Origin of the sequence: Mycobacteroides franklinii (assembly GCF_001853795.1) — a bacterium.
Taxonomy (GTDB): Bacteria; Actinomycetota; Actinomycetes; order Mycobacteriales; family Mycobacteriaceae; genus Mycobacterium; species Mycobacterium franklinii.
The window spans coordinates 2,436,288-2,450,046 of sequence record NZ_MLIK01000019.1 but is presented as its reverse complement, the minus strand read 5'-3'; the positions used below and the strand labels follow the sequence as shown (position 1 = coordinate 2,450,046).

The window sequence follows — 13,759 nt, the reverse complement described above, 5'->3', positions numbered from 1 at the left end:
CGCGGACCATGCCGCCATAGAAGAAAGCCAGACCGGGCGTCATCAACAACACCAACGCGGCGCTGGCCAGCATCCACGCAGTGTCCCCAGCATTCGGGGCACCCATTATCGGGAAACCATCCACTAGCGGTATTCCTCTCCGGAAATCTCAGCAGGTTGCGCTGAGAACAATGCGCAGCAGATGTTTCGGAGAGAGCGCGCGTGTGTTTCGCGTCTGTTACCGGTTGTTCTCTACCCGAGCAGGGCGTCTACGAAGGCGGGCGGCTCAAACGGGGCGAGATCATCTGGCCCCTCCCCCAAGCCAACCAGCTTGACCGGCACCCCGAGCTCGCGCTGTACGTGAAAGACGATGCCGCCCTTGGCTGTTCCATCAAGTTTGGTGAGCGCCACCCCGGTGATGTCCACTACCTCAGCGAACACCCGGGCCTGCGCCAAACCGTTCTGCCCGATGGTGGAGTCCAGCACCAGCAGCACCTCGTCAACCTCGGCGCGGCGTTCCACGACACGCTTGATCTTGCTCAGTTCGTCCATGAGACCGGTCTTGGTGTGTAGTCGTCCGGCGGTATCGATGACCACCACATCGGCGCCCTCGCGGATCCCGGCGTCGACGGCATCAAAGGCGACCGATGCGGGATCGGCCCCCTCGGCACCCCGAACCACCTGGGCGCCCACCCGCCGCGCCCAGGCCTGCAGCTGATCGGCCGCTGCGGCGCGGAAGGTGTCCGCAGCCCCCAACACCACCCGGCGTCCATCGGCGACCAGCACGCGGGCCAGTTTGCCAACAGTGGTGGTCTTGCCGGTGCCGTTGACCCCGACGACGAGCAATACCGACGGTTTGTCGTTGTGTGGCAGCGCCTTGATCGACCGGTCGAGTTCGGGTTGCAGCTCATCGATCAGTACCTCACGCAGCAACGCCCGGGCCTGTGCCTCGGTGCGTACGCTACGAGCCGCCATCTCGCTGCGCAATCGGTCCACAATCGAGGTGGTGACGGCGGTGCCGAGGTCGGCGATCAGCAGAGTGTCCTCGACCTCCTCCCACGATTCCTCGTCAAGGTCGCCGGCTCCTAACAGCCCGAGCAGGCCACGTCCCACCGCGTTCTGCGAGCTGGCCAGTCGTCCCCGCAACCGATCGAGTCGTCCGGCCACGGGCGCGATCTCATCGAGCACCGGCGCGGGCGCGGCCTCGGGCTGGGGTTCAGGTTCAGGTTCTGGAGCTGGCTCGGGCTCGGGCTCGGCTTCAGATTCTGGTTCTGCTTCGGGGGCCGTAACCGGTTCGGAGACCTCAACGGGCTCGGGTTCGGGTTCCGGGGTGGGCTCGGGCAGCTGGACGTTGGAGATGGTGCGCCGCGGCGCGTCCCGCGGGATCTCCGCGTCATCCCCCACGGTGGGCAGCGGAACCGCTTGCCCGCCCCCCTCGCTGAAGCTGATGGTGGAGCCGGCGGTGTATCCGCCGGAACGGTCGGCCGGTGTGGCGCCCTCGGTGATCCCCGTGTTTGTGTCGGAACGTGTCAGGCTGATACGACGGGAGCGGTAACGCACCAGTCCGAAGACCAACGCGGCAACAACCACTACGGCAACGATCGCGACGGCGATCCACACTTCAAGAGGCACCAGGGCATTGTTACAGGAACGCAAGAAGCGCCACATTGACGCCTGCCTGAGCGATCCAGTGCAGTACGTCACCCGAACCACCGGCCTGGAGCGACTCGACCTCCCGTATATGGCGTTGCCCAACTCGAGCCTCGCCGGTGTTGACCTGTCCACCGAGTTTCTCGGCAAGCAGCTGGCAGCTCCCGTTCTCATCGGAGCCATGACGGGCGGGGCGAAGCTTTCGGCCACCATCAACCGCAACCTGGCGGCTGCTGCTCAAGAACTCGGCATCGGCATGATGCTCGGTTCTCAGCGGGTGATGCTGGTCGATCCGGGCAGCGCCGATACCTTCGCGGTACGCGGGGTGGCGCCCGACATCCTGCTGATCGGCAATATCGGGCTCGCACAGCTCGGCAACATTGCCCCCGCTGCTCAGCTCAACACGCTGGTGCAGCGAGTGGGCGCCGACGCCCTGGCCGTGCACACCAATCCGCTGCAGGAGGCCGTGCAGCCCGACGGTGACACCGATTTCACCGGGCAGGTACATCGCCTCGCCGAGTTGACCCACGCTGTCGAATTCCCGGTGCTGCTCAAGGAGGTCGGCCACGGAATCAGTGGTGCCGCAGCGCGCCGTCTTGGCGGCTGCCGGCTGTCGGCGATCGATGTCGCCGGTGCGGGCGGCACGTCATGGGCCCGGGTCGAACAGTTCGTCCGGTTCGGCGCGATCACCTCACCCGAGCTTGCCGAATGGGGCATCCCGACGGCGGAGGCACTGGTCGAGGTGCATGCCGAGCTGCCGCACATGCCTCTCATCGGTTCGGGCGGCATCCGCACCGGCATGGACGCCGCAAAGGCGATCGCGCTGGGCGCCAGCGTGGTCTCGGTCGCGCTCCCTCTTTTGGCACCGGCGGTGCAATCGCCGCAGGCGGTGATCGCCTGGATTGAGCAGTTCCTCGACGAGCTGCGCATCGCCATGCACTGCGCCGACGTCAACACTGTCGCTGGTCTGCGCCGAATTTCACTGCGTCCCCGTTCAAGCCCCCGCTAAACAGGCGAAACCCGTCATACACTGCGGGAGTCACATCTCGTCCCAGGAGGTTCTTGGCATGAATATCCAATTCGGGGGACGTAAGAAGTTTCGGGCCGTGTCCAGGCTTGTCCTGGCGCTTCTGACTGCCGCCATACTGTCGGCGGGGATCGTCCGGGCACCGGCCGCGCACGCCGATGACCTGCTCGATTTCAGCGGCACGACCGTCTCGGGCGCCCCCTTCAATGGCGCTAGCCTCAAGGGCAAGCCGGTGGTGCTGTGGTTCTGGGCGGCGTACTGCCCGTTCTGCAACGGCGAGGGTCCGCATGTGAGTGCGGTGTCGGCGGCCAATCCCCGGGTCACCTTCGTGGGCATCTCCGGTCGCGGATCGGTCGGAGAAATGGAGGGGTTCATCTCGCGCTACAACCTCCACTTCACCAATCTCAATGACGCCGATGGTTCGTTGTGGCGGCAGTTCGGTGTGGCGTGGCAGCCCGCATATCTGTTCATCAACTCCAACGGCACCTCGGACTTTGTGAACAACCCCACATCGTCAATGTCCGAGCAGGAGCTCAGCGACCGGGTGAAGGCACTCACCTGACATCTCTGGCCTTCGCAGCGGGGCTGATCGCCGCGCTCAACCCCTGCGGTTTCGCATTACTACCGGTCTATCTCGCACTCGTGGTGCGTGGACCCGGTGCCGAAATCGGCAAGTCGCAAGCACTGGCCCGCGCGGTCATCGCCACCGTGGTGATGGCGGCAGGGTTCGTTGCGGTGTTCACCGTCTTCGGACTGCTGACCGTGTCGGTGGCCTCAGTCGTGCAGCGTTACTTACCTTTTGTGACGGTGGTTTTCGGAATAGGCCTGGTAATCCTTGGCCTGTGGCTGTTGGCGGGCCGCGACATCATCGCGCTCATGCCCAAGGTGCTGGATGCGAACGCGCCCACTACCCGGCTGGGTTCGATGTTCGGCTACGGCGTGGGGTACGCGGTGGCCTCGCTGTCCTGCACCATCGGCCCCTTCCTCGCGGTGACCAGCACCACCTTCGAAAGTGGCTCCTTGTTCGACGGTGTGATGGTCTATCTGGCCTATGCCTCCGGCATCACCCTTGTGGTGGGAACACTGGCCGTGTCCACCGCATTGGCCAGCACGGTGTTATTGAAGGCGATGCGCCGCGCGCTGCCCTATCTGAACCGGATCAGCGGGGCGATTCTCATCGTCGTCGGCGCCTACGTCGGCTATTACGGCAGTTACGAGGTCAGGCTGTTTCATGCCAACGGCAACCCCGATGATCCGATCGTCAACGCGGCCGGGAAGATTCAGCGCACCATCGCCGGCTGGGTCTATCTGCATGGCGCCTGGCCGTGGTTACTCGTGCTTGGGCTGGTGGCCGTGGGCGCGGCCATCTGGTGGCGCAATACCGCGAGGGAATAGCGCGGCGGGCGTAGCATCATATGCATGACTAGCAATGAGACTGTCGCATCCGAAACGACCAAGGCCTGCGACAACCCGAACTGCACCTGCACCGACTGTCAGTGTGGCTCCAGCTGTAGCTGCGGCGCCGACAAGTAGTAGCCCACTAGGGAATACCAGCGGCGGACAAGTGCGTTCGCCGTAAGGTGACCACACCAGAGTTCGCCCCGTTCGGATTCTTCACTCACTACGACACGGTGGACGCGGAGCTGCTGCGAGCCGTCGAGGGTCTTGGTTTTGATACCGCGTGGCTGGGTGGTTCACCCCCCGCGGGTCTGCCGTGGGTCGATCCACTGCTCGCCGCCACCGAACGGATCCGGATCGTGACGGCGATCGTGAATATCTGGTCGGCGCCCGCACGGGAAGCAGGCCAGTCCTGGCAGCGTATCCACGCCGCGTATCCCGGGCGCTTCATTCTCGGCATCGGCGCCGGGCATCCGGAGGTCGACAGCGGTGTGGTCTACAAGCCGTATTCCGGGCTCGTCGAGTATCTCGACGTACTCGACAAGGTCGGGGTTCCCCGAGAAGGCCGCGGCCTTGCCGCGCTGGCGGAGAAGTCGCTCAAGCTGGCGGCCGAGCGCTCGGCACTGGCCCATCCCTATCTCACACCGCCATCGCACACCCGTTGGGCCCGCGAGCTTCTCGGACCCGACGCGATCATCGTCCCGGAGCAGAAGGTGGTCCTCACCACCGATCCCGACGAGGCACGGGCGATCGGCCGTCAGGCGCTGGACCTGTATCTCGGTCTGACCAACTACCTGACGATGCTGGAGCGATTCGCCGGCACCAAGGAAGACCTGGTCAAGCCCGGCAGCGACAAGCTGCTGGACGCTCTTATCGCGTACGGGACGCCGGAACAGATCGCGGCCCGGCTACAGGAACATCGGGATGCGGGCGCCACCCAGGTAGCCATCCAGGTATTGGGCGATCCCGCCAAACGTGCCGATTCGCTAGGTGTTTTGGCTCGCGAGCTGGGTCTCTAGACCACGCATACGCTGCGAGACCACCTGCGTGATGCCATCATCACGCATGCTGACGCCGTACAGGGCGTCGGCGACCTCCATGGTCGGCTTCTGGTGCGTGATGACGATGAGCTGCGACTTCTCCCGCAGCTGCTCGAACAACCCGATCAGACGCTGCAGGTTGACGTCGTCGAGCGCGGCTTCGACCTCGTCCATCACGTAGAAGGGTGAAGGCCGCGCACGGAAGATGGCCACCAGCATGGCGACAGCGGTCAGCGACTTCTCGCCACCGGACAGCAGCGAGAGACGCTTGACCTTCTTACCCGGCGGACGCGCTTCCACCTCGATGCCGGTCGTGAGCATGTCATTGGGATTGGTCAACACCAGCCGTCCCTCACCACCGGGGAACAGTGACGAGAACACTCCCTTGAACTCGCGCTCCACATCGGCGTAGGCCTCGGTGAACACCTGCAAGATGCGTTCGTCCACGTCGGCGACGACATCGAGCAGGTCCTTGCGGGCGCCCTTGACGTCTTCAAGCTGGGTGGACAGGAAGTTGTACCGCTCCTCTAGCGCCGCGAACTCTTCCAGGGCAAGGGGATTCACCTTGCCGAGCTCGCGCAGATCCTTCTCGGCGCGCTTGGCACGGCGTTCCTGAGTGTCCCGATCGAAGGGCATCGGCTGGGGTGCGTTCACCTGCTCCCCGCGCTCACGAGCCTGCTCGTATTCGTCGATCTCTTGCTGCGTGGGCGGCAACTGGACATGCGGACCGTATTCGGCAACGAGATCGTCTGCGGCCATACCGAATTGCTCGAGCACCTGCTCGGAGAGTTGCTCGATGCGCAGGGCCGCCTGAGCTTTGGCGACCTCGTCGCGATGCAGCGCGTCGGTGAGACGAGTCTGTGCCTGGGAAAGTTCACGGACCTCGTCGCGCACGGCACCGATGGCCGATGTGTGCTGTGCACGGGTGGCACTGAGTTGGTCACGACGCGTGGAGGCGGCGGCGACCACCCGCTCGAGGCGGACCGCGACCAAACGTCCCGATTCGGCGACGGCGGCGGCGACGGCGGCGGCCCGCATCCGTGCGGCGGCCGCCCGCGCGGCCCTGGCTCGTGCTTCACGCTCGGCCGTAGCAGCACGGCGCAACGAATCAGCCTTACCCCGAACGGAATTCACTCGTTCCTCGGAGGTCCGCACTGCCAGGCGTGCCTCGATCTCGACCGAACGCGCCTCTTCCAGTTCGATGGCCATGTCGTCACGGTCGATGGGCTCGTCGTCAAACAGGTTGGGCGCCTCTTCGGCATTGCGCAGCCGCGACTCAACCTCGGCCAGTTCCTCCATTGTCTTGGAGCGGCCAAGTTCTAGCTGATCACGTTGCAGGGTAAGTTTTTTCACCTCTTCGGCGGCAGCCCGGGCGTCTTGACCGACGCGGCCCAGCTGCTCGTACACCGCCGAGATGGCCGCATCGGATTCGTTGAGGGCGGCGAGCGCCTGCTCGGCGGTGTCCTGACGCGCGGTCTGCTCGGCGAGCGCCCCTGCCAGCGCGGCAGAAATCTCACCCACCTGAGTCTCGGTGGCCCGCAGGTCTTCTCCCGCTGCCTCGATGGCGGCCTGAACTTCCAGGGTGCTCTGTTTCTTGTCCGAGCCCCCGGCAACCCAACCGGCACCTACCCGGTCGCCGTCGATGGTCACGGCCCGCAGCAGCGGGTTGGCCAACACCACTTCAATGGCGGCACCGAGCTCGTCGACAACGACCACCGAGGACAACATCGCAGCCACGGCCGCGAACAACCGCTCCGGCACCTCCACCAGGTCGATGGCCCAGTGCGCGCCGGACGGCAGGGTAAACGCGGGGCGCTCGTGGGTGTGCGCGGGCCAGTCCCCGAATACGATCGCCGCCCGACCGCCATCGGAGGCCTTCAGTGCGGCCACGGCTGCCTGCGCCGCGGAGGGGGTCTCCGCGGCCACCGCGTCGGCGGCCGGCCCCATCGCGGTGGCGATGGCACCCTGGTAACCAGACCGCACCTTGACCAGCTGCGCAATCGATCCGAAAATCCCGGAGCCGCTACGATTTTCGGTAAGCCAGGCAGATCCGTCCTTGCGTTCCAAACCGATCGCCAGTGCGTCGATGCGCGCCTTGAGCGAGGCAATCTGCCGTTCGGCCTGGCGCTCGGCCGACATCAGCTCGGCGACGCGCTCGTTGGCGATCGACAATGCCGAGACCGAGCGCTCGTGGTGCTCGTCCAGACCCACCTCACCCTGGTCGAGCTCGGCCACACGTGCCTTGACGGTGTCGAACTCGGTCTGGGCGGCCTCGCCGCGCAGCGTCGCCTCCCCGATCGCCTCGGTAAGCCGCTGTGCCTGACCATCGATGGATTCCAGTCGGGTGCGCATGGTGTCGACCTGCCCGGTGAGCCGGGCCAGACCCTCACGGCGATCCGCCTCGGCGGCAACGGCAGCCATGTGTTGGCGCTGCGCTGCGGCGACCGCAGATTCCCTGGCCGACAGCATGGCCTTCGCCTCGGTCAGCTGCTCGGTCACCGTTTCCAGCTGCGCGATCAGCAGGCGTTCCTGCTCGGCGACGCGCTCTGCTTGCGCCTCCAGTTCGTCGGGGTCAGGTCCGGTCGGCGTGGCTGCCACGTCATCGAGGTGACTGGCCCGCTCTCCGGCGATCCGGACGGTGGCGCTGACACGTTCGGCCAGCGCCGAGAGCCGGAACCAGGTCTGCTGGGCCAGCTCGGCCTGCGGCATCAACTCGTTCAGCGCCGTCTCATGCTCGTCGAGCAGTGCGGTGGCCACCTCAAGCTTGTCGGTGATCTCCGCATGTTCCTTACGCAGTGTCGTTTCGGCATCGTTGGTTCCGTCGAAATCGGCGCGGCGGGCCACCAGGTCATCGGCGGCCAGGCGCAATCGCGCATCGCGCAGATCGGCCTGCACGGTGGCAGCGCGGCGCGCGACTTCCGCCTGGCGGCCAAGGGGTTTGAGCTGGCGCCGGAGCTCGGTGGTGAGGTCCGTCAATCGGGCAAGATTGGCCGCCATCGACTCCAACTTGCGGACGGCTTTTTCCTTGCGCTTGCGGTGCTTGAGCACACCGGCCGCCTCTTCGACGAAAGCGCGTCGATCCTCCGGGCGAGATTCCAGGATCTGAGAGAGCCGCCCCTGGCCGACGATCACGTGCATTTCCCTGCCGATGCCCGAGTCGGACAGCAGCTCCTGCACGTCCATCAGCCGACAGGTCTGACCGTTGATCTCGTACTCGCCGGCGCCGTCCCGGAACATGCGACGGGTAATCGAAACCTCGGAGTATTCGATCGGCAGCGCGTGATCGGAGTTGTCGATAGTCAGCGTCACCTCAGCGCGCCCCAGCGGGGCGCGAGTGGATGTACCCGCGAAGATGACGTCTTCCATCTTGCCGCCGCGCAGCGCCTTGGCGCCTTGTTCGCCCATCACCCAGGTCAGGGCGTCCACGACATTGGACTTACCCGAACCGTTGGGGCCGACCACACAGGTAATACCGGGTTCCAGGCGCAAAGTCGTCGGCGAAGCAAAGGACTTGAAGCCCTTCAGCGTCAGACTCTTGAGGTGCACAGCGGGCCAGAATACCTGCCGATGAGCCGCTCGGGCGCCGAGAAACGGCCCGAGTGCGGCTATCGCTCGCTAAACCCGGAGATGGGCTCGCCGGGCTCATGCCAGCTATCCACCACAAGATCTACGCGACCTGGCGTTTCACCACTGTTCAACCTGGCAAGCAGCTGTTCACATACAACCTTGTCCCCCTGCGCGACAACATGCACCCGCCCATCGCGCGCGTTCGCGGCATATCCGGTCAGACCGAGTTCAAGGGCCCGGGATCGCACCCACCAGCGGAATCCGACCCCCTGGACATGGCCGTGCACCCAGGCAGACAAGCGGACGCTAGCCACCAGCCTGTTGGCCTTCGCGCGAGCGCTCATCCACCTGTCGGTCTTCGCGCGAGCGCTCATCCACCTGTCGGTCTTCGCGCGAGCGCTCATCCACCTGTCGGTCTTCGCGCGAGCGCTCATCCACGGTGAAATTCACCTCGGCTCCGGCCTTCAGCGTGCGTCCGACGGTGCACACCTGGTCGATCGCACGTTCCACGACGGTCAATACCCGCTCGCATTCGGCAGGGGTAAGCGCGCTCAGATCGATGACCATCTTCTCGTCGAGTACCGGGTAGCGCTCCGCCTCCCGATCGGCGGGGCCGCTGACGTCGATACGCACCTGATAATCGTCGCCGAGGCGGCGCGCAAGAGGCTGGTCGCTGGACATTCCACTGCAGGCCGCTAGGGCGATCTTGAGCAGCTCACCGGGGGTGAAGACCCCGTCGACCGTCTCCGACCCGATCAGCACTTCCGCGCCTCGGGAGCTGTATCCCGTGTAGCGCCGATTGCCCGTACGCTCTACCCATAATGACGTCACGCCCGCAATGCTATGTAATCGCCGCAGTCACGGCCGCGGCGACTTTCTGTGCTTCATTTTTCTGCGTTTCATCTTTCTGGGCGCCAACTGCCGCGGCCGAGCCGGTAGTGACGCTAGAGTCGCTATTGCTGCGTCCGTACAGCGAGGTACGGGCGCAGTTGTTGTCTGGTTCGTGGGCTCCCCGCATCGAAGAGCTGGTGTACATCCCGCCGGGCGATCCCAAGATCGTGCCGACATCGGCGATGCGTCAGACCTTCACGGTGGTCGATACCTGCTTCACCAAGCGGATCACGCCGATGGGGATCTATCTTCTTCTCGCATCACCGGAAAATGTGGAGAAGGTCGGCGCCGACAATTTTCGGGCCACCTACGGGCAGCTGGTGCCCAAATACCGCCCGGGTTGCGATCCCGACGTCCAACAGATCGACCTCGGCCGCCCGCCGTTCTGACGGGCTATTCCTGGAAGCGGTACCCCATCCCCGCCTCGGTGAGCAGATGCTTCGGATGAGCCGGATCTATCTCTAGTTTACGGCGCAGCTGCGCGAGATACACACGCAGATAATGAGTTTCGGAGCTGTACGCCGGTCCCCATACCTCGTGCAGTAGCTCCTTCTGGCCCACCAGCTTTCCACGATTGCGCACCAGTACCGCCAGCATCGACCATTCAGTAGGCGTCAGGTGCACTTCTCTGCCGTCACGGATCACCTTGTGTGAGGACAGATCCACATCGAAGGTCTCGGTATGGACTACCGGTTCGGCACTGTCTGGTGTGCCACGCCGCACCGCGGCGCGCAGTCGGGCCAGGAACTCGTCCATGCCAAAGGGTTTGGTCACGTAGTCGTCGGCGCCCGCGTCAAGCGCCTCCACCTTGTCGGCAGAATCGGTACGCGCCGACAACACGATCACGGGCACGTCCGTCCAACCGCGCAGCCCGGCCAGGACCTCGGTGCCGTCCATATCGGGGAGCCCGAGGTCCAGGATCACCACCTCCGGCTGCGTCTCGGCGGCCGCGCGCAGCGCACCCGCACCCGACGAGGCCGTCACCACGTCGTAGCCCCGTGCCGACAGGTTGATCCGCAAGGCGCGCAGGATCTGCGGCTCGTCGTCCACCACCAGTACCCGTGTCACCGGAGCACCCCGGCGAGGGAAGAACCAGCACTGGGTAGATCCACGATCATGGTCAGACCGCCGCCGGCCGTGTCGGTCGCGTTCACCGTGCCCTCCATTGCTTCCACAAAACCTTTGACCACCGAAAGACCAAGTCCCACACCGACAGTGTTGTCGCGGTCGCCGAGTCGCTGGAAGGCATCAAAGGCCGCACCGCGTTTGGACGCCTCCAGGCCCTTCCCGTGATCCGCGACGATCACCAGTGTGCGGTCGTCCACCTCCTCGTGGCTGACCCGCACCTCTCCCTGTGAGTATCGCAGTGCATTGTCGACAAGGTTGGCCAACACACGTTCGAGCAGGCCCGGATCTGCCTGAACCACCGCACCACCCAACTCCAGATGCACCCTTTTGCGGTCGTTCTCGGTGGCACCCAGCAGAGCACGTTGCGCGATCTCGTCGACGTACACCGGCACCGCGCGAGGTTTGACGACCCCCGCCGCCAGCCTCGACGAGTCCAGCAAGTTGCCCACCAAGGCGGTGAGCTGGTCGGTCGATTCCTCCACGGTGGCAAGCAGTTCGGCGGTATCGTCCGGCGAGAACTCGATATCGGGGCTGCGCAGGCTCGACACCGCGGCCTTGACCGCGGCCAAGGGTGTGCGCAGATCATGGCTGACTGCCGACAGCAGTGCGCGCCGCAGCCGGTCGGCCTCGGCAAGGGCCGAAGCCTGCGACGCCTCCTCCGCCAGCCGTGCCGACCGCACCAGACCGACCGCGGTCCCGGCGACCACCTGCAGCACCCGCGCATCGCTGGACGGCACCGGTGGCCCGTTGAGCGCCAGCGCGTACGCACCGTCGTCGACCCGGAACACCGAGTCGGCCTCCGATTCACGGGTCGGCGGATCCTCCCCCACGCTGGCGATGGCTGGCCCCTGCGCGCACAGCAGACTGACCGCCGTCTGGTTGTACGTGGCCCGTACTCGTTCCAGCAATGCCGACAGATCCGAATTCACCAGGACGCCGCCCGCGAAGAGTGCCAACAGTTCTGCCTCGCGGGAGGCGCGCCGGGCCTGCCGGGCCCGAGTGGCAGCGGCATCCACCAGGGCCGCGACCGCGACCGCGGCCACCATCATCATCAAGATGGTCAGCGCGTTGTCGGTCTCGCCGATCGTGAAGCTGTACCGCGGTGCGACGAACAGAAAGTTGAGCAGCAAGCCGGAGATGACCGCCGAGACCAGCGCCGTCGAAACGCCGCCGAGCAGTGAAACCGCTAACACCGCAATGAGAAACAGCGCGCTCTTGCTGCCCACCCCGAGCGCGGTGTCGAAGAAATGGATGAACAACGCCGTAGCCGGTGGCACCAGAATCGCCGCCAGCCAGTTGATGATGAGCCGCCTGCGTCCCTCCTGGGGCACCGACCAGCCGCGTATCCGTCCCGAGGTGTGTCCGTGCGTCACCATGTGTACGTCGATCGCCCCGGAATCCCTGATGACGGCCGCCGCCACACCCTCCTCAAGGATCCGTGCCCACCGCGATCGCCGCGAGGTGCCGAGCACCAGCTGCGTCGCGTTGACACCGCGGGCGAAGTCGAGAAGGGTCTGCGGCACGTCGTCGCCGGTGACGGCCTGCACCGAAGCCCCAATGTCGTTGGCCAATCGGCGGACCCGCGTCATGACAGCGGTGGACGCTCCGACCAGACCGTCACCGCGTACCACGTGGACAACCAGTAGTTCGGCACTTGACTTGGCCGCAATCCGGCTTGCCCGGCGCACCAGCGTCTCCGATTCGGGTCCGCCGGTGACCGCCACGACCACGCGCTCACGCGCCTCCCAGGTCTTGGTGATCCTGTTGTCGGAGCGATACTTGGCCAGCGCGGCGTCCACCTGGTCAGCAAGCCACAACAGCGCCAGCTCACGCAGCGCGGTGAGGTTGCCGGTCCGGAAGTAGTTGCTCAGCGCCGAGCCCACCTTCTCGGCCGCGTAGACATTTCCGTGAACCATTCTGCGCCGCAATGCCTCCGGCGTGATGTCCACAAGCTCGACCTGTTCGGCACGGCGCACCACGGCATCGGGCACGGTTTCGCGCTGCACGATCCCGGTGATCTGCTCGACGACGTCGTTCAGACTTTCCAAATGCTGCACATTGATGGTGGTCAGCACGTCGATACCGGCGTCCAGGATCTCGTCGATATCTTGCCAACGCTTGGGATTTCGGCTGCCTGGCACGTTGGTGTGCGCCATCTCGTCGATGAGCACCAGAGCCGGCTTGCGCGCGAGCACCGCGTCCACGTCCAGCTCGTACATGACAGTTCCGCGGTAGACCATCTCCTTGGGCGGGATCAGGTCCAGCCCGTCGAGCAGCTCAGCGGTCTTGCTGCGACCGTGGGTCTCCACGACCGCAGCGACCACGTCGGTTCCGCGCCCGGCCCGGCGATGTGCCTCGTTGAGCATGGCAAAGGTCTTGCCTACCCCGGGTGCAGCCCCCAGGTAGATACGCAAGGTCCCCCGCATGCAGTCTCCTTCACGAGCAGTTAGGGGCCGTCAGACCCAGGGCTGCGTTCAACGTCGGCACGTTGACACGCGGCACTCCCAGGATGCCCCATTGACGCGACGCAGTGTGGTCATTGACGAGCTGTGTCACCTTCTCCCGGCTCAGCCCATTCGCGGCAGCCACCCGTGGAATCTGCAGCGCCGCGTACTCGGGACTGATATCGGGGTCAAGACCAGAGCCCGAGCCCGTCAGCGCGTCGACCGGGACGCGCGCGGGATTGACCTTCTCGCGCTTGGCAATCGCGTCGCGCCGCTCGTCGACAAAGGACTTCAGCAGATCGCTGTTGGGTCCCTGGTTGGTCGGAGAGCCCGCGGCGGGATCACCCACGGCGAAGGGATCCTTGTCGGACACCGATCCCACGAGCCGGGCGTGGAAGAACGGGTCGGATCCGCCGTCGCCCACCTTGGGATCAACGCCGATGATGCCGGACCCGATGACACAGCCCTTCTTATCCGTGATCGGTGATCCCTCGGCGGACGCCGAGTCGATACGGGACACCAACCACACCGCTGCCGGATAGCCAATGCCCAGAACCACTGTCAGCGCCAGCAGCACCGCCAAACCGGCGACACACTGCCGTAGCCACGCAATCGTGATCTTGCCCATCACACAC

General features: G+C 65.3%; 12 protein-coding genes and 1 pseudogene. 5 read left to right on the top strand and 8 right to left on the bottom strand.

Features of this window, described 5'->3' with window-relative positions; translation table 11 throughout:
- A partial coding sequence (locus tag BKG76_RS24920) for an ammonium transporter (protein ID WP_131815829.1) occupies window positions 1-124 on the bottom strand: 124 nt, incomplete at its 3' end.
- Between the two features lie 107 nt (window positions 125-231).
- Complete coding sequence (ftsY, locus tag BKG76_RS19360; protein WP_207543778.1) at window positions 232-1,647, bottom strand: signal recognition particle-docking protein FtsY; 1,416 nt, start codon at window positions 1,645-1,647, stop codon at window positions 232-234.
- A 22-nt stretch (window positions 1,648-1,669) separates the two neighbouring features.
- Between ftsY and fni the strand changes: the two genes are divergently transcribed.
- The 4 genes from fni to BKG76_RS19340 all read left to right on the top strand — a co-directional run bounded on the left by fni (window position 1,670) and on the right by BKG76_RS19340 (window position 5,073).
- Window positions 1,670-2,638 carry a type 2 isopentenyl-diphosphate Delta-isomerase gene (fni, locus tag BKG76_RS19355; protein WP_070939036.1) on the top strand — a complete coding sequence of 323 codons (969 nt, stop codon included), beginning with the start codon at window positions 1,670-1,672 and terminating at the stop codon, window positions 2,636-2,638.
- A gap of 58 nt (window positions 2,639-2,696) precedes the next feature.
- Window positions 2,697-3,218, top strand: a complete 522-nt coding sequence (locus tag BKG76_RS19350; protein WP_070939035.1) for a protein disulfide oxidoreductase — start codon at window positions 2,697-2,699, stop codon at window positions 3,216-3,218.
- Complete coding sequence (locus BKG76_RS19345; RefSeq protein ID WP_207543792.1) at window positions 3,215-4,051, top strand: cytochrome c biogenesis CcdA family protein; 837 nt, start codon at window positions 3,215-3,217, stop codon at window positions 4,049-4,051. Before BKG76_RS19350 ends, BKG76_RS19345 begins: the two co-directional genes overlap by 4 nt.
- Before the next feature lie 185 nt (window positions 4,052-4,236).
- A complete protein-coding gene (locus tag BKG76_RS19340) occupies window positions 4,237-5,073 on the top strand; it encodes a TIGR03620 family F420-dependent LLM class oxidoreductase (protein ID WP_070939033.1) in 837 nt (278 codons plus the stop codon).
- Here BKG76_RS19340 and smc read toward each other — a convergent pair.
- The 3 genes and pseudogenes from smc to BKG76_RS19330 form a co-directional block, all read right to left on the bottom strand.
- Window positions 5,041-8,640, bottom strand: coding sequence for a chromosome segregation protein SMC (smc, locus tag BKG76_RS19335; protein WP_070939032.1), 3,600 nt, complete (start codon window positions 8,638-8,640; stop codon window positions 5,041-5,043). The genes BKG76_RS19340 and smc overlap by 33 nt on opposite strands.
- A gap of 59 nt (window positions 8,641-8,699) precedes the next feature.
- Window positions 8,700-9,005 (bottom strand): acylphosphatase, encoded by a 306-nt coding sequence (locus BKG76_RS24590; protein WP_083338096.1) that lies wholly within the window; start codon window positions 9,003-9,005, stop codon window positions 8,700-8,702.
- Window positions 9,006-9,087: 82 nt separating this feature from the next.
- Window positions 9,088-9,492 (bottom strand): annotated as a pseudogene (locus BKG76_RS19330) (OsmC family protein); the annotation flags it as partial.
- Between BKG76_RS19330 and BKG76_RS19325 the strand changes: the two are divergent.
- Window positions 9,483-9,941, top strand: a complete 459-nt coding sequence (locus BKG76_RS19325; protein WP_070939031.1) for a hypothetical protein — start codon at window positions 9,483-9,485, stop codon at window positions 9,939-9,941. The pseudogene BKG76_RS19330 and the gene BKG76_RS19325 overlap by 10 nt on opposite strands.
- Window positions 9,942-9,945: 4 nt before the next feature.
- Here BKG76_RS19325 and BKG76_RS19320 read toward each other — a convergent pair whose 3' ends face one another.
- Genes BKG76_RS19320 through BKG76_RS19310 form a run of 3 tightly spaced genes read right to left on the bottom strand, consistent with a single transcriptional unit; the run spans window position 9,946 to window position 13,752 of the window.
- A complete protein-coding gene (locus BKG76_RS19320) occupies window positions 9,946-10,620 on the bottom strand; it encodes a response regulator (RefSeq protein ID WP_070939030.1) in 675 nt (224 codons plus the stop codon).
- Window positions 10,617-13,106 (bottom strand): sensor histidine kinase, encoded by a 2,490-nt coding sequence (locus tag BKG76_RS19315; protein WP_070939029.1) that lies wholly within the window; start codon window positions 13,104-13,106, stop codon window positions 10,617-10,619. Before BKG76_RS19315 ends, BKG76_RS19320 begins: the two co-directional genes overlap by 4 nt.
- A 10-nt stretch (window positions 13,107-13,116) precedes the next feature.
- Window positions 13,117-13,752, bottom strand: a complete 636-nt coding sequence (locus BKG76_RS19310) for a potassium-transporting ATPase subunit C (RefSeq protein ID WP_070939028.1) — start codon at window positions 13,750-13,752, stop codon at window positions 13,117-13,119.
- Between the last annotated feature and the right edge of the window lie 7 nt (window positions 13,753-13,759).

Bases quoted from the DNA above. Each gene is read 5' to 3' on its own strand.
- ftsY (WP_207543778.1), bottom strand. From the start codon at position 1,647: ATGTGGCGCTTCTTGCGTTCCTGTAACAATGCCCTGGTGCCTCTTGAA.
- BKG76_RS19350 (WP_070939035.1), top strand. From the start codon at position 2,697: ATGAATATCCAATTCGGGGGACGTAAGAAGTTTCGGGCCGTGTCCAGG.
- BKG76_RS19310 (WP_070939028.1), bottom strand. From the start codon at position 13,752: ATGGGCAAGATCACGATTGCGTGGCTACGGCAGTGTGTCGCCGGTTTG.
- BKG76_RS19325 (WP_070939031.1), top strand. From the start codon at position 9,483: ATGACGTCACGCCCGCAATGCTATGTAATCGCCGCAGTCACGGCCGCG.
- BKG76_RS19315 (WP_070939029.1), bottom strand. From the start codon at position 13,106: ATGCGGGGGACCTTGCGTATCTACCTGGGGGCTGCACCCGGGGTAGGC.
- BKG76_RS24590 (WP_083338096.1), bottom strand. From the start codon at position 9,005: ATGAGCGCTCGCGCGAAGGCCAACAGGCTGGTGGCTAGCGTCCGCTTG.